Raw genomic sequence first — 20,973 nt, 5'->3', positions numbered from 1 at the left:
GCCGTTTTTTATTTTATAAGCAGTAACTCAGTTTGTCTGCCATTTAGATACCACACCCCTGATTTATCGAAAAACGCATCTTCTTCGAGCATAATTCGAATTTCTTTATTCCATTGTTTTATAAAAACGGCGTTGTTTAATTCAATCGAATACGCGGTATTTAAGTGCAGTGGATAGTCGCCATCGCCAGCAACCCCTTGTTGTGAATCCCACATGCCCAGCGTTGTTCCCGCAGCATGGCCATGGTAACCAATAGGGTGGGTGTATATTGTGGGCTTTAACCCTTGAGCAATCGCCTCTGCACGAGACTCTTTTAGTACTTCATTACCCGTTTTACCGGCTGCAAAGTGTGAGGTGAAAATATCTTGTAATTGATTGCCACTTTTTAAGGCATTCACTAAATAGTCTGGTGCCTGCGTTTCGTTTTCTTTTAACACGTAAGCATGTTGTTGAGTGTCAGTGTTCAAGCGCAAATAGGTAATGCCAAAATCAACATGCAGTAGATCACCCGCTTGAATAATGTGCTCATTATCTTTGCTAAAGCTTGTTTCATGATCAAACGTTTTTTTATCGGCACGCTGTATACTGACACTGGGGTGAAACCATGTTTGCAGTTTTAATTCTCTTACCCGCTCTCTAAACCACCAGGCTAAATCGTTTGTGGTTGTTTCACCTACCTTTATCACTTTGCTTGAGAAGCCCTCAGCAATAATTTGATGCGCAATAGCCACTGCCTTTTTATACATGTCTACTTCTTCAGGTAAACGTTGCTCGAGCCACTCAATAGCGAGAGGTTCAGCAGAAATGAGCTTATCAAGGTATTTTTTAGGGAGTGCGCTTTTAAGATTATTAAAATCACCGACGACAAGACCATCGGCATGTGCCCAGTTTTGAGAGGTGTTTAGGGCAATATTTTTAGGTTGGTATGTTTCAATTATGTCATTTAGAGCAAGCCATTGATCAGGTTGCTTTTGTTTATCCCATGACTTTTTGAATACCTTGCCGATTTTATATGGCGCGATAGCGTGCGCATCAACCCCACCTTGTTGGTTTCGAGCAAACACCAAAATGGTGGTGCGTCTGGCTGATAACCAAGTCGCAGGCAGCATTGTTTTTAAAATAGGATCTTCGTTATATTCTCTACTGATTAGCAGCCACATATCAATATTATGTTGCTTCATTAAAGGGGGCAGTAACGTTTTTACTCGTAATTCAGTCATTTTATCAATAAATTCAGCGCGCGCTTTCATTGGTAAAATATCGACCGTATTTGCGCTTAATGGTAGGGCTAATAAGGCACAAAATAATGAAATAACCGTTTTTTTGTTATTAGTCATGGGTTAACTCTTTTTATTGTCAGTGTCTTTAGAACATAGCAATAATAAATAGACAAGACGATAAGATTAAGATGAATAACAGGTTTCTATCTACGGGGTTGCTTGCTACAGTAAATTGATAGATTGCTCAAGAATGACTAAACCAATGATTGAACATCAGTTATTTAAAGCCGAACAAATAAGAACGAATGAAGCCATTGCGGCTAAACGCTGCGGTGTTGAGATGTACACGCTTATGGAACGTGCTGGTCAGGCTGTGTTTATGCATAGCGTGAACTACTTTGCGGACGCGTTGCATTATGTGGTGTTGGTCGGCGTTGGAAACAATGCAGGTGATGGCTACATCGTTGCAAATTTGGCTAAACAAGCAGGAAAAAACGTGACAGTGATAGCCGCTGTACCTGACAAACCCTTGTCAGGAGATGCACTCACCGCACAACAAGCTTGGTTAGATGCCACAGGCGAAATCGTGACAGACTTTGCTGTGCTTGAACAGGCTGATGTTATCGTTGATGGTTTGCTTGGTACGGGTATTCAAAGTGACGTTCGCTCGCCATTTAGTGAGCTGATAAACGCGGCGAATAATAGCCAAGCGCCCATTATAGCTATCGATCTACCCTCTGGTATTCATGCCGATACTGGCGCCGTTCAAGGTATTGCAATTAAAGCGACTGTTACTGTGACCTTTGTGGGTATTAAACAAGGTTTGGTAACGGGGCAAGGGCGCGCGCATGCAGGGCAATGTGAGTTTGCAGATTTAGGCATTGCTGATGCATTTGCGTTGCTGTGCTCACCCTGTGCTTTGCTTATTAATCAGCAAACAATCAACTCACTACCAGCGCGTGATAACAATAGCCACAAAACCAGCCATGGTAAGTTATTGTGCATTGGCGGTAATGCAGGTACAGCAGGTGCTATTCGCTTAACGGCAGAAGCGGCACTGAGAACAGGTGCGGGTATGGTTAAGGTGTATACGCATACCAGCTCAATTCTCAGTGTAAGTATGGGAAGGCCAGAGTTAATGGTCACAGACGCTAATCTAATTGCTTCTCTTGAATGGGCAAGCTGTATTGCCATAGGCCCCGGTTTGGGGCTTGATAGTTGGTCTGAGGCTACCTTTGAAACAGTCATGCAGTACTGTTTCACCAATAATAAACCCTTAGTTATTGACGCCGATGCACTTAATTTAATTGCCCAACATGCGTCGTCATTTCCACTGACAAACACGGTTATCACTCCTCACCCCGGTGAAGCCGCACGGCTGCTTAATTGCAGCACCTCAGACATAGAAACTGACCGTTTTGCAGCGGTCAAACGTTTAGCGCACAGCTATACCACAACCTGCGTACTAAAAGGGGCTGGCACATTAATTAGCAATAACAATAAAACCTGGGTCTGCACAGATGGTAATCCAGCCCTTGCTGTTGGGGGGAGTGGAGATGTACTCACTGGCGTTATTGCAGCCCTAATTGCACAAGGGCTAGATACTCAGCAAGCAGCCTGCCGAGGGGTCTGCTTACATGCAAAAGCGGGTGATATCGCCGCTGAGCGTGATGGTGAGCGTGGTATGTTGCCAAGTGATTTGTTTATGATAGTCAGAGAGTTAGTTAATTCACCTTAACAAGCCATAAATTAAAGGGCCAATTTCATTTATGCCTATTCGCCTCATAAACAGCTCACAATCGTTGAGTATTATTGCGGGTTGTATCAGAGTGTTTCAAAATGATGGGCTCTTGTGTCGACAGTGTGGGTTTTATTTTTTAGTCATTAGTTATAAATTAAACAATATGTAGCACGGTTAATAGTCGCGTTGCTATTACATGTATACCCACTGTTTGGATTAAAATAATTAAAAGGATTTATATGAATAAAGCGGTTAATTTATACTTGCCTCTACTCGTGAGTGGCATAGCCTTAGTCACTGCAAGTGTGAGTGTGCAAGCTGACAGCTCTCACCCAGTACAACACTTTCCAAAAACAGCAACCCAGTGGAAAGCCACTACACAAAAAGATATTGAAGCTGCTTATCAGCAATCAGTCGATAATCACCCCGGCATGTTTGATAGCGATAACCCAGGGTTTCCACAATTACTGTTTAATGCCAAGCAACACGCTTTAATGCTTGCCGACCAAGTAGAAAATGCACAAGGTTACGCAGCCGCAATTGCACGTTTTAATTCGGTTTTGCAAGATGGTCACGCTGGGGCAGTTGCACTGTTACCTGACGACGTTAAGTTGCCACGACGCTGGCCCGGATTTTCTGCAGTATGGCGTGGTGATGGCTTAAAAGTGTATTACAGCGAGCATGATAAAGTAACGAAAGGGGATAAAATAGTGCGCTGTAATAACACGCCTATTGAACCCTTAATGCGCGATACCCTGTTTAAATTTTATGGTGAAGTTGATCAACCCGGTCATTGGTGGAACCAAGGATGGCGATTATTAGTGGATGATGGAAACCCATTTCTAACCCCCTTTAAAAGTTGTGATTTTGTGAAAGTCAGTGGCGCGACGTATAGCGTTAGACTTGAATGGTCTGAGCGACCAAAAAATGTTCGCCAGCACTTAGTAAATGCTTACAATGGTGATGAGCTCGAGGTAGGCCTACACTGGGCAACTCAAGAGATTGCTTGGGTAGCAATGCCTTCATTTTCACCAAATGAAGAACAAAAAGCACGTTACCGACAACTCTTCACTGATTTAGCCGAGCAGCGTGAACAGTTGCTAACGGCTAAAGCGGTGATATTAGATCTTCGCCATAATCAAGGCGGCTCAACATATTGGAGTATGAAAATTGCTGAGCAACTTTGGGGGCCGCAGCATGTGACATCGCGAAGAGAGCAGTTAGCTAAAAATACACGCGTTTGGTGGCGAGCATCCAAAGATAATACGCAATACCTTGAGTCATTAAAAACAAAAGTGCAAGACCAGCCCGAGGTCTTCGCTATAGTAAAACAAGTCTCAGCAGGTATGCAGACGGCGTTAGATATGGGTGAACCTTTTTATATTGAGAAGAAGCCAGCAACGACACCGGTCTTAGATGAAATATCTGAAAGCGATTTTAACACTAAAGCCATCGTTATAGTGCCCGGACAATGTGCCAGTGCGTGTCTAGATGCAATCGATACTTTTAAGTTATTTTCAAATACAGTGTTATTTGGTGCGCCGAGCAGTGCTGATTCAACCTATATGGATGTTCGATTTGTTGATACTCCCTCAGGATTAAGCAAAGTGATAATCCCTAACAAAGTTTATGTAAACAGAGCGCGCGGTAAGGGGGATTTTTACTGGCCTGATATTCCATACCATGGCGTTGACTGGACAACAGAGGTTTTATTAGAACACATTGAGCGTGTTATAAAGTAAAGTGATCTGTAGAGATAAAAAACCCAGCCGAAGCTGGGTTTTTTAAGCGAAGTGCTTGGAGTGGACTACATCATGCCGCCCATTCCACCCATGCCGCCCATGCCACCCATATCAGGGGCACCAGCGTCATCTTTTGGGATTTCAGCAACCATTGCTTCAGTTGTGATCATAAGACCCGCGATTGAAGCAGCGTACTGTAGTGCAGAACGCGTTACTTTAGTTGGGTCTAGGATACCCATTTCGATCATGTCGTTGTATTCGCCAGACGCTGCGTTATAACCGTAGTTACCTTCACCGCCTTTCACATTGTTAACAACAACAGATGCTTCGTCGCCTGCGTTTGTAACGATTTGACGCAGTGGTGCTTCCATCGCACGAAGTGCAACTTTAATACCGTGACTTTGGTCTTCATTGTCACCAATTAAGTCTACCAGCTTGTTTGCAGCGCGCACTAATGCAACACCACCACCCGGTACAACACCTTCTTCAACCGCTGCGCGAGTTGCGTGTAATGCATCTTCTACGCGGTCTTTCTTCTCTTTCATTTCGATTTCAGTTGCTGCGCCAACTTTGATTACTGCAACACCGCCAGCTAGTTTAGCCATACGCTCTTGTAGTTTTTCTTTATCGTAGTCAGACGTTGCTTCTTCGATTTGTGCTTTGATTTGTGCAACACGGCCATTGATACCGTCTTCTTCACCTGCGCCATCGATGATTGTTGTGTCATCTTTAGTGATCACAACGCGCTTCGCTGTACCGAGGTCTTCAACTGTTGCTTTTTCAAGTTCTAAACCGATTTCTTCAGAAATTACAGTACCACCCGTTAAGACTGCGATGTCTTGTAGCATTGCTTTACGACGGTCGCCAAAACCAGGTGCTTTAACTGCAGATACTTTAACGATACCGCGCATGTTGTTCACAACAAGCGTTGCAAGTGCTTCACCTTCAAGGTCTTCAGCAATAATTAATAAAGGCTTGCTTGCTTTAGCAACCGCTTCTAATGTAGGTAGTAACTCACGGATGTTAGATACTTTTTTATCTACAAGTAGAATGAATGGGTTATCAAGCTCTACAGCGCCTTTTTCTGCGTTGTTGATGAAGTAAGGAGACAGGTAACCGCGGTCAAACTGCATACCTTCAACAACGTCTAATTCGTTTTCTAGTGACTGACCTTCTTCAACAGTGATAACACCTGAATCACGACCCACTTTTTCCATTGCTTCAGCAATAATGTTACCAATTTCGCTATCAGAGTTAGCAGAAATAGTACCTACTTGGGCAATCGCTTTTGTGTCAGCACAAGGAACAGACAATGCTTTAAGCTCTTCAACAGCTGCTGTAACCGCTTTGTCGATACCGCGCTTAAGATCCATTGGGTTCATGCCTGCAGCAACTGCTTTTAAGCCTTCGTTTACGATAGCTTGCGCTAATACGGTTGCAGTTGTTGTACCGTCACCTGCAGCGTCATTCGCTTTTGACGCTACTTCTTTAACCATTTGTGCGCCCATGTTCTCGAACTTGTCTTCAAGCTCGATTTCTTTTGCAACAGACACACCATCTTTAGTGATGACTGGCGCACCGAATGATTTGTCTAAAACAACATTACGGCCTTTAGGGCCTAAAGTTACTCTTACTGCGTTTGCTAAAATATTTACGCCTGTTAGCATTTTGCCACGTGCGTCACTTGCAAAAAGTACTTCTTTTGCTGCCATGATTTAATTCCTCTTAAATTCTGTAAACGGGTTGCTAAACGAAAAGTAGGATTAACCTACAATGCCTAGAATGTTATCTTCACGCATGATCAGGTACTCTTGACCTTCGATCTTTTCAGCTTTTTCAACATAAGAGCCAAACAGCACAGTGTCACCGGCTTTTACTTCTAATGCTCTTACCTCACCGTTGTCTAATACACGGCCATTACCAACAGCGATAACTTCTCCGCGCGTTGATTTTTCAGCTGCAGAGCCAGTTAAAACAATACCGCCAGCAGACTTAGTTTCTTCTTCTAGACGCTTAACGATGACGCGATCATGTAAAGGACGAATGTTCATTTATTTAGTTCTCCTAACAGTTTCTGAACAGTACAGAAAAAATCTTGTGTTATGCAGGGGAGTGCTAAAGCCACCCGTTGCGTTTCATTGCCTTCAATAATGGGGGTGGCTTAAAAAAATCCAAGTATAAAAATTAAAAATTTTTAATCTTTTCGCTCAAATTCGCCATCAATGGTTGTTGGCTGGTGAGTTGGCTCTTCATGTTGGCTGGTTTTACTATGATATTGAAAGTGTGCAGCGCCTTGATTCATTTGTGAGCTCATACGCACAGTCGCTTGACTGGCAAGGCCTGCCGCCAATTTATTGCGCACTACTGGCGTTAATAATAAAAAGCCAAACACGTCGGTCATAATACCAGGGGTCATCAGTAAGACACCGGCGATAATCACACACAGACCGGTAAATAACTCTTTTGCAGGCATTTGCCCTTGCGCCATTTGCAGTTGTACGTTTTGAATAGCACCGATACCTTGCTGCTTTACAAGTTTTGCACCGACAATCGCGGTGACAATGACAAGCGCTATGGTTGCAAAGCCGCCAATGACTTCACTCACTTGAATGAGCAGTGCAATCTCAACAATCGGCACTAAAATAAATAATAAAAACAAAAATCTAAACATAACGCTCTCTAAAAATGTCGCTCTTTTTTGAGTCAGTGAAATATAAATATGGGTGATCAGGTCTTTTTTCAAGGTAGAACCAAGGATCATTGAGGCCGCTACACATTGTAGTGACTATCGGCTACTATGGTGCGACTCATGTAATCAAATAAAGGTTCCTTATGACTACGCATTTTCGACTAATTTTTACTACCTGTGCAAATGAGAATGAAGCGCGTCTGCTGGCTCAGCACCTAGTTAAAGAAAAGCTAGCGGCCTGTGTGAACATTTTGCCGACCATTGAATCTATTTACATGTGGGAAGGTGAAGTGACTCAAGCCAAAGAGAGTAAGTTACTGATCAAAACAAAATCAGAAAAAATGAATGAGGTGATCCAAACTATCAAGAAGTTGCATAGTTATGAGGTGCCAGAAATTCAGGTCGTTGATGTCGCAACAGGCAATTTAGCCTATTTTAATTGGATGGATGAGGTACTTAATTAATGCGATCGTTCTTTTTATTACTCTGCGCACTGTGGTTATTGCCAGCCAGTGCAAGTAATAGCAATTTACTCGGAAATTTACTGCAACAACCAGCAGAACACACTTTTCTTCCTGTGGATCAGGCCTTTGTTTTTGATTTTGATCAGCAAGGTAACACCCTCTTCATTGGCTGGGACATAGCGCCAGACTATTACTTATATAAAAAGAAAGTCGAAATAATTGCCAAAGGAGCTGATATTGAAATTCCAGACCTTGGCAAAGGTGAAATAATCGAAGATGAGTTTTTTGGCAGAACCGAGGTTTTTTTTGATTCCTTAAGTATCATCTCAAAATTAAGCAACGTGACAGAAGATGCCGTTGTAAAAGTGCGATTTCAGGGCTGTGCAGAGGCTGGCTTATGTTATCCGCCAGAAGTTAGAACCATCCCTCTTTCAGTCATCGCCGGTGAGCAGGTTACCGACAGTGCATCTGCGGGTAATGCATTAGCGGCATTAACAGCCAATACTGAGTCTTTAGAAAATGTAGAGCCTTCGAAAACAGAACAAAAAAATACATCTGCAGCTCCCAAGGGGGAGCAGTCTTATACAGATAAATTAGCCTCACAGGGATTACTGACTAATTTAGTGATTTTCTTCTTGGTGGGTGTGGGTCTGGCCTTTACGCCGTGTGTTTTTCCGATGTTTCCAATTTTATCGAGCTTAATAGCAGGCCAGCAAAACCTTTCAACGAAAAAAGCATTTTCATTATCTTTTGTCTATGTACAAGGTATGGCGGTGACATATGCTGCGTTAGGTTTGGTGGTTGCTTCACTGGGTGGACAAGTTCAAGGGTATTTACAGCACCCAACCGTACTGATTAGCTTTAGTATTTTGTTTGTATTGCTGGCCATGTCGATGTTTGGTTGGTACGAAATTAAATTGCCAAGCGGCATGATGAATAAGCTCACTCAGGTGAGTAACCAGCAAAAAGGCGGCAACTATGTTGGCGTGTTTATGATGGGGGTGTTGTCGGGTTTAATCGCGTCACCTTGTACCACGGCACCGTTATCAGCAGCCCTGCTTTATGTTGCACAAAGTGGCGACTACTTGGTAGGCGGCTTGACGCTTTATGTACTCAGCTTAGGTATGGGCTTACCGTTATTATTACTTGGCACGTCAGGTGGTAAATTACTTCCTAAAGCTGGCGGTTGGATGGAACAGGTTAAAATCTTGTTCGGCTTTATTATGTTGGTTGTGCCACTCATTTTATTAGAGCGAATTGTTGATATTGAAATCATTTGGTTGATGGCCGGTTTACTTGCACTTGCAACCGCGTTGTATTTACACCATTGGCAAAGTGGTCAGTCGCAAAGTAAGCTAAAAACGGTTTTATGGTTTGCGGCAACGTTATTAGTCATTACAGGGGCTTCGTTAACGAAAAACTACTTTTGGCCGACTAAAGCAGTGGTTACTAATGTGGCAGAGCAAAACCACGGCTTTACACAAGTGGCTAACCTAGCAGAGCTTAAAGATAAAATTAGTGATGCAAATAGCCAAGGCCGTTTAGTGATGGTGGACCTGTATGCCGATTGGTGTGTTGCGTGTAAAGAATTTGAGCATTACACCTTTCCAGATGCCAATGTGCAAAGTGAGTTTGCTCATTTTGAGTTAATTCAAATTGATTTAACCGAAAGTGATGCAAAAACCATTGAGTTAATGGAAGAGTACACGGTGTTTGGTTTACCAAGTATTTTGTTTTTTGATACCCAAGGTAACGAGTTAGCCGAGCAACGAGTCACGGGCTTTTTAAATGCGAAAGACTTTGCCGAACATTTAGCAAAAGTACGAAATAACGCAAAATAAACGGTTAATTGCATCGAACAAGCTGAACGCCACTCAATTGAGTGGCGTTTTTATTTTTAAAAGAGCACTTCATGTAAAATCTAATACATTAGGTTTAATTTTAAACGGTTTGAATAATTAATCACCCTAATAAAACAACAAGGATAACTTGTCGCAGCTCCTTGTCACACGTACGATGCGCCTTGTTTAAGAGTGATTAGACCAGTATTTTGCTGCTATTTACGTCGAAATATCTATAATAGGTGGTTAACGTGAGAAATAGTTGCTATTTTACATTTACCCTCTTAAGTTAAGCAGGGGTTTATGTTGAATATGTTTAAACTAGTTACTTAAAGGATATATCGCGTATTATGGCTGCAAAATTCAGACTTTTAGTTATAAATGGGCCAAATTTAAACATGCTTGGCAAGCGTGAACCTGAAAAGTATGGCACACAATCTCTTGACGAGATTATGGCTGAACTAAGCACGGTCGCGACGCGTTACCATGTTGATTTAACGCATTTTCAAAGTAACAGTGAAGCGGCGCTTATTGAGCGAATTCATGCAGCGTGGCAAGCGGTTGATTGTATTATTATCAACCCTGCAGCATTTACACATACAAGCGTTGCCTTACGAGATGCATTACTCAGTGTAAACATTCCCTTTTACGAGGTGCATTTAAGTAATGTACATGCACGTGAAGCATTTCGTCATCATTCGTATTTTTCGGATGTGGCACAAGGCGTTATCGTTGGATTAGGAGCAATGGGTTATAAAGTAGCACTTGAAGCTGCGGTTAATCGGTTGCAAAACACACATTAATTTTAAATAAACTAACAGGCGGGTCGTTTAATGGATATTCGCAAGATCAAAAAACTTATCGAACTAGTAGAAGAATCTGGTATTGCTGAATTAGAAATCACTGAAGGTGAAGAATCAGTACGCATTAACCGTAATAATATGAGTGCAGGTCCTGCAATGCATTATGCACCTCAACATTTTGCGGCACCAGCGCCGGCAGCAGCACCTGCTCCAGTTGCTGAAGCACCAGCGGCAGAAGCAGCACCAGCAGCACCAACCGGTCATCAAGTTAAATCACCAATGGTAGGTTCTTTCTACTCAGCAGCATCACCAGAAGCAGCGCCGTACGTAGAAGTAGGTTCAAAAGTAAATGTTGGCGATACACTGTGTATCGTTGAAGCAATGAAAATGATGAACCAAATCGAATCAGACAAAGCGGGCACAGTAAAAGCTATCTTAGTTGAAAACGGCGAGCCAGTAGAATTCGATCAACCTTTATTCATCATTGAATAATAGCGCAACAAAAGGCCAACTCTATGTTAGATAAAGTAGTCATTGCAAACCGAGGTGAAATTGCACTTCGTGTATTGCGCGCCTGCAAAGAGCTTGGGATCAAAACTGTTGCTGTGCACTCAACGGCAGACCGTGATCTTAAGCACGTGTTACTGGCAGACGAAACAATTTGTATTGGTAAACCTGCTGCGTCTGAAAGTTACTTAGATATTCCGCGCATTATTGCGGCGGCAGAAGTAACGGATGCGGTGGCGATTCACCCAGGTTATGGTTTTCTTTCTGAGAATGCAGACTTTGCTGATCAAGTAGAGCAAAGCGGCTTTGTATTTATCGGTCCAAGAGGCGACACAATTCGTCTAATGGGCGACAAAGTATCTGCAATTGAAGCAATGCGTAAAGCTGGCGTACCATGTGTACCAGGTTCTGATGGTCCATTAACGGCTGATAATGAACGCAATATTCAAATCGCTAAGCGCATTGGTTACCCTGTAATCATTAAAGCAGCAGGCGGCGGCGGTGGTCGTGGTATGCGTGTTGTGCGTAGCGAAAAAGAGTTAGTAGATTCAATCGCATTAACACAACAAGAAGCGAAGCAGTTCTTCGGTAATGGTATGGTTTACATGGAAAAATTCCTAGAAAACCCACGTCATATCGAAGTACAAGTATTAGCTGACGGCCAAGGTAACGCTGTTCACCTTGGTGAGCGTGACTGTTCAATGCAACGTCGTCACCAAAAAGTGGTTGAAGAAGCACCCGCACCGGGCATTACAGCTGAAATGCGTAAGTTCATCGGTGATCGCTGTACACGTGCATGTATCGAAATCGGTTATCGCGGTGCAGGTACTTTTGAGTTCTTATACGAAAACGGTGAGTTCTACTTCATTGAAATGAACACCCGTATTCAAGTTGAGCACCCTGTAACAGAGATGGTAACAGGTGTTGACTTAATTAAAGAACAGCTAAAAATTGCTGCGGGTCAACCATTATCATTCACACAAGAAGATGTGGTTATTCGTGGTCACGCCATTGAGTGTCGTATTAACGCAGAAGACCCTGAAACCTTCATTCCTTCACCGGGTAAAATCACACGATTCCACCCAGCTGGCGGTTTAGGTATTCGTTGGGACAGCCACATTTATGCTGATTACACTGTACCACCTCATTACGATTCAATGATTGGTAAGTTGATCTGTTACGGTGAAAACCGTGATGTAGCGATTGCGCGTTCACGTAATGCGTTAAACGAATTAGTTATCGACGGCATTAAGACCAACACCCCACTGCACAAGAAAATCTTGGCAGATGAAAACTTCCAAAACGGTGGTACTAATATCCACTACCTTGAGAAGAAACTCGGTCTTTAAACATAATAATGTTTACCTAAAACAAACCGGCAACTTTGCCGGTTTTTTTGTGTCAAATTCAAGGCATGGCTGATTCTCGCCTTACATAAATAATCTGGTATGATTAACAAAGTAGTGTGTTTTTAGTTTTTCATGAGGTAATAATGACCGACAGTGTTGGTTTTTCACTGGCTGATGAAGCTGCAACGGTAAACATGGGTAAGCAACTTGCGGCGTTAATGGAGCAAGGCGCGGTAATTTATTTGCACGGCGACTTAGGAGCCGGCAAAACGACTTTAACGCGTGGTATTGTTCAAGGTTTTGGTCATCAAGGTAAGGTTAAGAGTCCGACGTATACATTAGTAGAGCCTTATCAATTAACGAAAGCAGATGTCTATCACTTTGATTTATATCGTTTAGGTGACCCTGAAGAACTTGAGTATATGGGAATTCGTGACTATTTTTCACCACAGGCAATTTGTGTGGTTGAATGGCCCGAGAAAGGGGGCGAGTTTATCCCTACGCCCGATTTAGATGTCACGTTACGCTATGAAGGTGAGGCACGTGCTATTGAAATAAAGAGTTTAACTGAGCGTGGTCAGTCTATAGTTAGACAATTAAAGAGCGCGCAATAATAAAATAAATAACAATAAAAGGTGTGTTATCAAAAATGGGTCGTTGTACATTTAAACTATTAATTTTTTGGATGCTTTTGATTGTTAGTGACGTTGCGCTGGCACAAAATTCCATTAATAGCGTGCGTGTGTGGCCCTCTCCAGACAGTACTCGGGTTGTGTTTGATTTAAACGACAAACCCGATTACAGCTACTTTATGCTGAAAAATCCATCGCGTTTAGTGATTGATCTCAAAGACACCGATAAGTTAGATACACTGCCAAGTATTCCAAATAAACACCAAATAGTTTCTAAGCTGCGTTATTCGAAACCAAAAGACAGCAAAAGTGTGCGCTTTGTCTTTGAATTAACCCGAGCGACGAAGCCCGTGGTATTTGCATTATTACCTACTGACCCTTATAAGCATCGTTTAGTTGTTGACCTTGTTGATAAAACACCAAAAGCGGAGCCGATAGCGAGTACGAATAGCAGTGTCAAAAAGCGCGAGCTTAATCAAGAACGTGATATTGTGATTGCGATTGATGCAGGGCACGGTGGTGAAGACCCCGGTTCAATAGGGCCATCAGGCACCTATGAAAAAGACATCACGTTGCAAATCGCTAAACGCTTGGAGCGAATGATTGATGCTGAGCGCGGGATGATTTCACGTATGATCCGCCGCAGTGATTATTTTGTAAACCTGAATACGCGTACCAATATTGCACGCGAGAAAAAAGCAGACTTTTTTGTGTCTATTCATGCTGACGCCTTCACCAGTCCGCAACCGAATGGAGCCTCTGTGTGGGTGTTGTCGCTGCGCCGTGCAAACTCAGAAATTGGTAAATGGATTGAGGATAAAGAAAAGCATTCGGAGCTTTTAGGCGGTGCAGCTGGGGTGTTAAAAGACACCGCTAGTGAAAAGTATTTAGCGCAAGCATTGCTTGATATGTCGATGGACCACTCAATGAAAACGGGTTTTAACGTCGCTGAAGAGGTGGTTAGAGAGCTGAAAAAAGTGGCTAAATTACATAAAAAAGAACCACAAGCAGCGAGCCTTGCAGTGCTTAAATCGCCAGATATTCCTTCTATTTTGGTCGAAACAGGGTTTATCTCGAATCCGCGTGAAGAACGTTTACTAAAAACAGCCAATCACCAAGAGCGATTAGCTAAAGCAATCTTTAAATCAATTAAAAGCTATTATTTACAAAATCCACCTGATGACTCTTTATTTGCTAAATTAAAAGCGCAATACCCAACCAAGCATAAGGTACGCCCGGGTGAATCGCTAAGCATGTTGGCGAGTCGTTATGGCACATCTGTGAGCAAGCTTAAAACGGTAAATAACCTAAAATCGAACACTTTGTTTATCGGGCAAGAGCTTGATATTCCCCAAATCTAGTCAATTAGCGTGTTAGGAACACTATGAGTATAGAAATATTACCCGCGCGACTGGCTAACCAAATTGCAGCGGGTGAAGTGGTTGAGCGTCCCGCGTCAGTCGTTAAAGAGCTGGTTGAAAATAGTTTGGATGCCGGTGCGACGCGAATCCAAATAGATATTGAACGTGGCGGTCATAAGCTTATTCGAATTCGAGATAATGGCTCGGGTATTAATAAAGACGAGCTCACGTTGGCATTATCTCGCCACGCAACCAGTAAGTTAAAGTCACTCGATGATCTGGAGAATATTTGTTCGCTAGGTTTTCGTGGTGAAGCGTTGGCCTCGATCAGCTCAGTATCACGTTTGACATTGAGCTCGAAGCCAAAAGAGCAAGAGGCTGCATGGCAAGCGTTTGCTGAAGGCCGTGATATGGCGGTGCAAGTCAAGCCAACAGCCCACCCCGATGGCACTACCATTGAGGTGAAAGACTTATTTTTTAACACCCCAGCACGACGTAAATTTTTACGCACCGAAAAAACCGAGTTTTCGCATATTGATGAGCTCATTAAGCGAATCGCTTTAAGTCGCTTCGATGTGTCGATTACGTTAACGCATAATGCCAAGGTCGTGCGTCAGTACCGTGCTAAACCAAACCCTGAGGATGCGATTACCCGTGTTGCGCAAGTCGCTGGTAGAGCATTTAGCGAACACGCTTTACATATTCAATCTGGTGAAGCGGGGCTGATGCTGCGAGGTTGGGTTTTACCTGTAGGGTCAAGCAACAGTACGCAGTACACCTATGTAAATAATCGCATGATGCGCGATAAGTTGATTCTGCATGCAATTCGTCAGGCCTTTGAAGAGGTCGCAGGGTCTGAGGAGCTACCAGGCTTCGTTATTTATATTGATATTGACCCGCGCCAAGTTGACGTTAACGTGCACCCGGCCAAACACGAAGTGCGTTTTCACCAAGGGCGCTTGGTTCATGATTTTATTCTACAAGCGATTAAACAAGTGGTCGTGCCGCTTCAGCATGACGTCGATTTTGAGTCAGGTGCTAATAACACGCACTCTGTTGCAGACACGCCGCTTAATTTCACTCAATCAAGTACGTTGCCAGTGAGTCGCCCTGCTACAAGCTATTCTGAGCAGTATGATTACCCTAAGTCGGCATTACAGCCAACGCGTCACCCTTCGTATTCATCGTCGGGTGGGGCATCGCGTGCAGGGGGCAGTGCGCCAAGTGAGCCCCGAACTAAAACGACTCATCACGATGTTAATGCGTTTTATCAAGGAATTAGCGAGCAACACGCGGCACATTTTGACCATGTTAGCCCTGAGCCCAGTGTTGCAGCGGTAACCGACACACAACCCGCATTGACCCAGCTTATCCATGTGCAAGAGGGGCAGTGTGTATTTTGTGAAGATAACCAGTTATTTGCAGCTCACTTTAAGCACGCACTGAGCCTCGACTGGCACACTCAGGTTGAACAAGCAGGAAACCTTGAAGGCAAAGCATTGCTGTTGCCTGTGCGTGTTAATGTGAGTGATGATGACGTCAATGCGCTTAATGCGCAGCAATCTTGGTTTACGTTATTAGGGTTTGACCTCGTCATTGAAAAACATTTTGTGATGGTGAAAAAACTGCCGCCCTGTTTGTATTTATTAGATGTGAGTGATGCAATAGCACGACTTATTAGTGCCTGTCAGAGTGTTGATAGCACATTAGACGGTTGGCTTATTTGGCTTGATAGCCAAATACCGACCCGGTATTTTGCAAGCCAAGTCTTTTTGGAACAAATATCGCGACTAGAAAATAATCCACAAACAATGCAACGTTTGCGTGAAAAAGCAGTTAAAATAGAACTATCTCAGTTTTTAAACGAAGCAAGGTAATCAGGCTTGAATAACTTACCCGTCATTTTTTTAATGGGACCAACAGCTGCAGGGAAAACCGAACTGGCAATTGCATTGTGCGAGCACCTTAACACTGAAATTATCAGTGTTGACTCCGCACTTGTGTATAAAGATATGAATATTGGCACGGCTAAGCCCGATGCTGATGAATTAGCGCGAGCGCCACATCATTTGATTGATATTATTGATCCAGCAGAGAGTTATTCAGTCGCAGATTTTCGTCGCGATGCAATTGAAAAGATTGATCTATTTCATCAGCAAGGTAAAGTACCTGTACTGGTTGGCGGTACAATGATGTATTTTAAATCATTACTTGATGGCTTATCACCGCTACCAGAGGCATCACCCGAAGTACGTGCTGAGCTTGAAAAAGAAGCAAAGCAGTTTGGTTGGCCGCATTTGCACAAAGAGCTTATTAAAATTGATCCTGATGCTGCGAGCAAAATGAGTGAAAATGATTCACAACGCATTAATCGTGCGCTCGAAGTGTATCGTATAACAGGTAAAACAATGACAGAGCTGCAAAAACAAAAGCAGCCTGAGTTACCTTATACTTTCCATCAATTTGCGATTGCACCTGATGATCGCAGTGAATTGCATCAGCGAATTGAGAAAAGGTTTAAAATAATGCTCGACCAGGGGTTTGAAAATGAAGTTTCATCCCTATATAAACGTAAGGATTTACACCCCGATCTGCCATCAATTCGTTGCGTAGGTTATAGACAAATGTGGGATTACATTGCAGGCGAAACTGACTATGATGAAATGGTCTTTCGTGGTATTGCAGCCACACGGCAGTTAGCCAAGCGACAGCTAACTTGGTTAAGAGGTTGGCCAAATGTTACTTGGTTAACCACGGGTGATGAAGAAAACTTGCAACGTGTAGTAAGTTCGCTAAGCTAGTAGTAGTTGAAAAAAATTTAGCTTTGTTAAATGAGTTCAGCTACTTAATTATAATAACACCTAGAACGAAGGAAAATAACATGGCAAAAGGCCAGTCGTTACAAGACCCATTTTTGAATGCGTTACGTCGTGAGCGCATTCCAGTATCAATCTTTTTGGTTAATGGCATTAAACTTCAGGGTAAAATCCAGTCATTTGACCAATTTGTTATTTTACTAGAAAACACCGTAAATCAAATGGTGTATAAACACGCTATTTCTACCGTTGTTCCAGCGCGATCTGTTAACTTCCAAGGTGTACAAGGAAGTGATGATGCAGAAGAGCAAGAAGCTGGAAACTTTTAAATTTAGGAGCGTAATGCTTGTTTGACCGTTATGAAGCCGGCGAACAGGCAGTTTTAGTTCATATCGACTTACCTAAAGAGGGGGATCGCGAAGATCTTCACGAATTAGAGTTGTTGGTATCTTCTGCTGGTGTTAGTAGTTTGGCGATTGTGCAAGGCAGTCGTCAAGCACCACATCCGAAACTATTCGTCGGGACCGGAAAAGCAGAAGAAATCGCTGAAACTGTCAAAATCCACAATGCAGATGTCATCATTTTCAATCATCAACTTAGCCCGTCACAGGAGCGCAATTTAGAGCGCGTTTGCCAGTGTCGTGTACTTGATCGTACGAGTTTGATCTTGGATATTTTTGCGCAGCGAGCGCGTACCCACGAAGGTAAACTTCAAGTGGAGTTGGCTCAGCTTCGCCATATTTCTACTCGCTTGATCCGTGGTTGGACCCACCTTGAAAGACAAAAAGGCGGGATTGGTTTACGAGGACCGGGTGAAACTCAACTCGAGACAGATAGACGCTTACTGCGTGCAAGAATTAAGAATATTCGTGCCCGTTTAGATAAAGTCGCTGTTCAGCGTGAGCAGGGGCGACGTGCGCGTACTCGAAATGAAATCCCCACGGTGTCATTAGTTGGGTATACCAATGCGGGTAAGTCGACACTCTTTAACCGTATAACAAATTCTGATGTGTATGCAGCGGATCAGCTGTTTGCAACACTTGATCCAACGTTACGTAAGTTGGACATTGGAGACATTGGCCCCGTTATTTTGGCCGATACGGTGGGCTTTATTCGCCACTTACCACATGATTTAGTGGCTGCCTTTAAAGCAACATTAACAGAAACGCGTGAAGCCGATTTACAGCTTCATGTGATTGATGTGGCAGACCCCCGCCGTAAAGAAAATATTGAGCAGGTGCAATCGGTACTCAAAGAAATTGAGGCAGACGATGTGCCACAATTATTGGTTTATAACAAAATTGATGCGCTAGATGACGTTGCGCCACGTCTAGATAGAAACGACGAAGGGCAACCTATTCGCGTTTGGCTTTCGGCACGTACGGGGGTCGGTTGTGAGTTGTTGTCTGAGGCAATTAATGAGTTACTTGCCAAAAAAATGTTTGCCGATGAGCTTAAATTACCGCCACAACATGGGCGTATTCGTGCCGCATTATTTAATTTAAATGCTGTGCATGAAGAGCAATTTGATGAGCAAGGCAATTGGCTTTTGTCAGTCCGTTTGCCTATGGCGGAATGGAATCGTTTGAAAAAAGAAATGGGGCATGACCTCGATTCTTTTGTAGCGGCGAACTAAAAATCAGCAGCATTTGTCATTTTTAGTATGAGAAATGCTGTATATTTGATAGATTTAACCTAATTCATTTAGATAACAATGGAGTATAGCTATGGCCTGGAATGAACCGGGTAATAATGGCAATGATAAAGATCCGTGGAATAATAAAGGCGGTAAAGATCAAGGCCCACCTGATTTAGACGAGGTACTGCGTAAGTTCTCCGGCAAGTTTGGCGGTTTATTTGGTGGTAACAAACCAGGTAACAACGGCGGCGGACTTGGTGGCGCAGGCATTTCTTTCATTTTAATCATTGCCGTCATCGTATGGGCATTGAGTGGTATTTACACCGTAAAAGAAGCCGAGCGTGGTGTGGTTCTACAGTTTGGTCAATTTGACCGTATTGCTGAACCTGGCTTACGTTGGAAGATGACGTTCATCGAACGTGTTATTCCTGTTGATATTGAAGCTGTTCGTTCATTATCAGCAAAAGGGTTTATGCTCACCGAAGATGAAAACGTAGTTAATGTTGAGTTTGAAGTTCAGTACCGTGTAATTGACCCACATCTTTACAAGTTTAGTGTAACGGATGCTGATCACAGCTTACAACAGGCACTTGATAGTGCACTGCGTTATGTCATTGGTCATGTGAAAATGGACCAAGTACTCACAACAGGTCGTGAGGTAGTTCGTCAACAAACATGGGATGAACTAAACAAAATTATCGAGCCTTATAACCTCGGTATTATTGTCAGCGATGTGAACTTTAAAGACTCTCGTCCGCCGGGCGAAGTGAAAGATGCCTTTGATGATGCGATTGCAGCGCAAGAAGATGAAGAACGTTTTATTCGTGAAGCCGAAGCATATGCCCGTGAAATTGAACCGCGTGCACGTGGTCAAGTCACACGTATGACACAAGAAGCAGAAGCGTATCGCGAACGTATTACCCTTGAAGCTCAGGGTGAAGTGGCACGTTTTGAAAAGTTATTACCTGAGTACCAAGCAGCAAAAGAAGTCACGCGTCAGCGTTTATATATTGATGCAATGGAACAAGTGTTAGGTAACAGCTCTAAAGTGTTAGTCGATGTGAAAGGTGGCAATAACATGCTGTATTTACCACTTGATAAAATCATGGAAAAGCAAGGCACAGCAACGCGAGTTGCACTTCCAAGCTCAAGTGATATCAAGGACCTTCGCAATAAGATAAACACATCACGAAACAGCACTGTTAATCCAAGCGGTGATCGTTTCGCTACTGACCGTTTTAATGAGGGGAGATAAACAAGATGAAAAACTTTAGTTTAGTCATACTCGCCCTTGCTCTTGTATTGTCGTTCTCAGCAGTATTTGTTGTGCAAGAAGGCGAAAAGGCAATTGTGCTGTTATTCAGCAAAGTACAAAAAGACGACAGTGATAACGCGGTGGTGTATGGGCCTGGTTTACATCTTAAAGTCCCATTTTTTAGCCAAGTACGTCGCTTAGACGCACGTATTCAAACGCTAGATGGTGCACCAGACCGCTTTGTAACCAGCGAGAAGAAAGACTTAATTGTTGATTCGTACGTAAAATGGCGTATTAACGACTTTAGCGCTTTCTACTTGCGTGCTCGTGGTGATAAGCAATACGCTGAAACACTCCTAAAGCAAAAAGTTAATAACGGACTGCGTACTAACTTCGGTTCGCGCACTATCAGAGAAATTGTCTCTGGTGAGCGAAGTGAGCTGATGGAAGAAGCATTAGTACAAGCATCAGAAAGTGCGCAAGAGTTAGGTATCGAAGTACTTGATGTGCGTGTTAAACAAATTAACTTACCACAAGAAGTGAGTAGCTCTATTTTCCAACGTATGCGTGCTGAACGTACTGCAGTGGCAAAAGAGCACCGTTCTGAAGGTCAGGAAAAAGCGGAAACAATTCGTGCAGAAGTCGATCGCCGAGTCACCGTTATGCTTGCTGATGCAGAGCGAAATGCACGTACTGTGCGCGGTGAAGGTGATGCGAATGCCGCAGCTATCTACGCGAACGCATACAGTAAAGATGCTGAATTCTTTAGCTTTGTTCGTAGCTTAGAAGCATACAAAAATACCTTTAAAGATAAGCAAGACGTGATGGTTCTATCACCGGATAGCGATTTCTTTAATTACATGAAAGGTTCTAAAGCACAGTAATTTACTGTCGCTGTTAAAAGCCCCGCCTAT

19 protein-coding genes are annotated in these 20,973 nt (G+C 43.1%); 15 read left to right on the top strand and 4 right to left on the bottom strand.

Annotated features, from left to right (window positions below; translation table 11 throughout):
* Positions 1 to 8: 8 nt before the first annotated feature.
* Positions 9 to 1,337, bottom strand: a complete 1,329-nt coding sequence (locus IT970_RS14830) for a M24 family metallopeptidase (protein WP_065979398.1) — start codon at positions 1,335 to 1,337, stop codon at positions 9 to 11.
* A 145-nt stretch (positions 1,338 to 1,482) separates the two neighbouring features.
* Here IT970_RS14830 and IT970_RS14825 point away from each other — a divergent pair, with 145 nt between their 5' ends.
* Entirely contained in the window at positions 1,483 to 2,958 is a 1,476-nt protein-coding gene (locus IT970_RS14825; RefSeq protein WP_118844826.1) for an NAD(P)H-hydrate dehydratase, read from the top strand.
* A gap of 242 nt (positions 2,959 to 3,200) precedes the next feature.
* Positions 3,201 to 4,703 carry a S41 family peptidase gene (locus tag IT970_RS14820; RefSeq protein ID WP_118844718.1) on the top strand — a complete coding sequence of 501 codons (1,503 nt, stop codon included), beginning with the start codon at positions 3,201 to 3,203 and terminating at the stop codon, positions 4,701 to 4,703.
* A gap of 65 nt (positions 4,704 to 4,768) precedes the next feature.
* On the opposite strand, the gene groL is transcribed toward IT970_RS14820, so the two are convergent.
* The 3 genes from groL to IT970_RS14805 all read right to left on the bottom strand — a co-directional run bounded on the left by groL (position 4,769) and on the right by IT970_RS14805 (position 7,374).
* Positions 4,769 to 6,415 carry a chaperonin GroEL gene (gene groL / locus IT970_RS14815; RefSeq protein WP_075594292.1) on the bottom strand — a complete coding sequence of 549 codons (1,647 nt, stop codon included), beginning with the start codon at positions 6,413 to 6,415 and terminating at the stop codon, positions 4,769 to 4,771.
* A gap of 51 nt (positions 6,416 to 6,466) precedes the next feature.
* Entirely contained in the window at positions 6,467 to 6,754 is a 288-nt protein-coding gene (locus tag IT970_RS14810; RefSeq protein WP_036973362.1) for a co-chaperone GroES, read from the bottom strand.
* 143 nt (positions 6,755 to 6,897) lie between these two features.
* The gene (locus IT970_RS14805; RefSeq protein WP_036973751.1) at positions 6,898 to 7,374 is read right to left on the bottom strand and encodes an FxsA family protein; all 477 of its coding nucleotides are present in this window, start codon (positions 7,372 to 7,374) and stop codon (positions 6,898 to 6,900) included.
* Between the two features lie 161 nt (positions 7,375 to 7,535).
* Between IT970_RS14805 and cutA the strand changes: the two genes are divergently transcribed.
* The 13 genes from cutA to hflC all read left to right on the top strand — a co-directional run bounded on the left by cutA (position 7,536) and on the right by hflC (position 20,943).
* A complete protein-coding gene (gene cutA, locus IT970_RS14800; protein WP_036973361.1) occupies positions 7,536 to 7,856 on the top strand; it encodes a divalent-cation tolerance protein CutA in 321 nt (106 codons plus the stop codon).
* Positions 7,856 to 9,697 carry a protein-disulfide reductase DsbD gene (locus IT970_RS14795; protein ID WP_118844717.1) on the top strand — a complete coding sequence of 614 codons (1,842 nt, stop codon included), beginning with the start codon at positions 7,856 to 7,858 and terminating at the stop codon, positions 9,695 to 9,697. The genes cutA and IT970_RS14795 overlap by 1 nt, the downstream gene beginning before the upstream one ends.
* Before the next feature lie 350 nt (positions 9,698 to 10,047).
* A complete protein-coding gene (gene aroQ / locus IT970_RS14790; RefSeq protein WP_036973359.1) occupies positions 10,048 to 10,500 on the top strand; it encodes a type II 3-dehydroquinate dehydratase in 453 nt (150 codons plus the stop codon).
* 30 nt (positions 10,501 to 10,530) lie between these two features.
* On the top strand, positions 10,531 to 10,992 hold the full coding sequence (accB, locus tag IT970_RS14785; RefSeq protein ID WP_036973358.1) for an acetyl-CoA carboxylase biotin carboxyl carrier protein: 462 nt from the start codon (positions 10,531 to 10,533) through the stop codon (positions 10,990 to 10,992).
* 23 nt (positions 10,993 to 11,015) lie between these two features.
* Complete coding sequence (accC, locus tag IT970_RS14780; protein ID WP_036973357.1) at positions 11,016 to 12,356, top strand: acetyl-CoA carboxylase biotin carboxylase subunit; 1,341 nt, start codon at positions 11,016 to 11,018, stop codon at positions 12,354 to 12,356.
* A gap of 143 nt (positions 12,357 to 12,499) precedes the next feature.
* A complete protein-coding gene (gene tsaE, locus IT970_RS14775) occupies positions 12,500 to 12,970 on the top strand; it encodes a tRNA (adenosine(37)-N6)-threonylcarbamoyltransferase complex ATPase subunit type 1 TsaE (protein WP_196857463.1) in 471 nt (156 codons plus the stop codon).
* 35 nt (positions 12,971 to 13,005) lie between these two features.
* Positions 13,006 to 14,349 (top strand): N-acetylmuramoyl-L-alanine amidase, encoded by a 1,344-nt coding sequence (locus IT970_RS14770; protein ID WP_196857462.1) that lies wholly within the window; start codon positions 13,006 to 13,008, stop codon positions 14,347 to 14,349.
* 23 nt (positions 14,350 to 14,372) lie between these two features.
* Positions 14,373 to 16,226: a DNA mismatch repair endonuclease MutL gene (gene mutL, locus IT970_RS14765; protein ID WP_196857461.1), complete on the top strand. Its 1,854-nt coding sequence runs from the start codon at positions 14,373 to 14,375 to the stop codon at positions 16,224 to 16,226.
* A gap of 6 nt (positions 16,227 to 16,232) precedes the next feature.
* Positions 16,233 to 17,150 carry a tRNA (adenosine(37)-N6)-dimethylallyltransferase MiaA gene (miaA, locus tag IT970_RS14760; RefSeq protein ID WP_036973353.1) on the top strand — a complete coding sequence of 306 codons (918 nt, stop codon included), beginning with the start codon at positions 16,233 to 16,235 and terminating at the stop codon, positions 17,148 to 17,150.
* A gap of 80 nt (positions 17,151 to 17,230) precedes the next feature.
* A complete protein-coding gene (gene hfq / locus IT970_RS14755) occupies positions 17,231 to 17,494 on the top strand; it encodes an RNA chaperone Hfq (protein WP_036973352.1) in 264 nt (87 codons plus the stop codon).
* A 17-nt stretch (positions 17,495 to 17,511) separates the two neighbouring features.
* Positions 17,512 to 18,801: a ribosome rescue GTPase HflX gene (gene hflX / locus IT970_RS14750; RefSeq protein ID WP_196857460.1), complete on the top strand. Its 1,290-nt coding sequence runs from the start codon at positions 17,512 to 17,514 to the stop codon at positions 18,799 to 18,801.
* Between the two features lie 91 nt (positions 18,802 to 18,892).
* The gene (gene hflK, locus IT970_RS14745) at positions 18,893 to 20,059 is read left to right on the top strand and encodes an FtsH protease activity modulator HflK (RefSeq protein ID WP_036973350.1); all 1,167 of its coding nucleotides are present in this window, start codon (positions 18,893 to 18,895) and stop codon (positions 20,057 to 20,059) included.
* A 5-nt stretch (positions 20,060 to 20,064) separates the two neighbouring features.
* On the top strand, positions 20,065 to 20,943 hold the full coding sequence (hflC, locus tag IT970_RS14740; protein WP_036973349.1) for a protease modulator HflC: 879 nt from the start codon (positions 20,065 to 20,067) through the stop codon (positions 20,941 to 20,943).
* Positions 20,944 to 20,973: the final 30 nt, after the last annotated feature.

Source organism: Pseudoalteromonas sp. A41-2, assembly GCF_015767615.1.
Lineage (GTDB): Bacteria > Pseudomonadota > Gammaproteobacteria > Enterobacterales > Alteromonadaceae > Pseudoalteromonas > Pseudoalteromonas lipolytica.
This window is presented reverse-complemented; position numbering and strand designations above follow the sequence as displayed.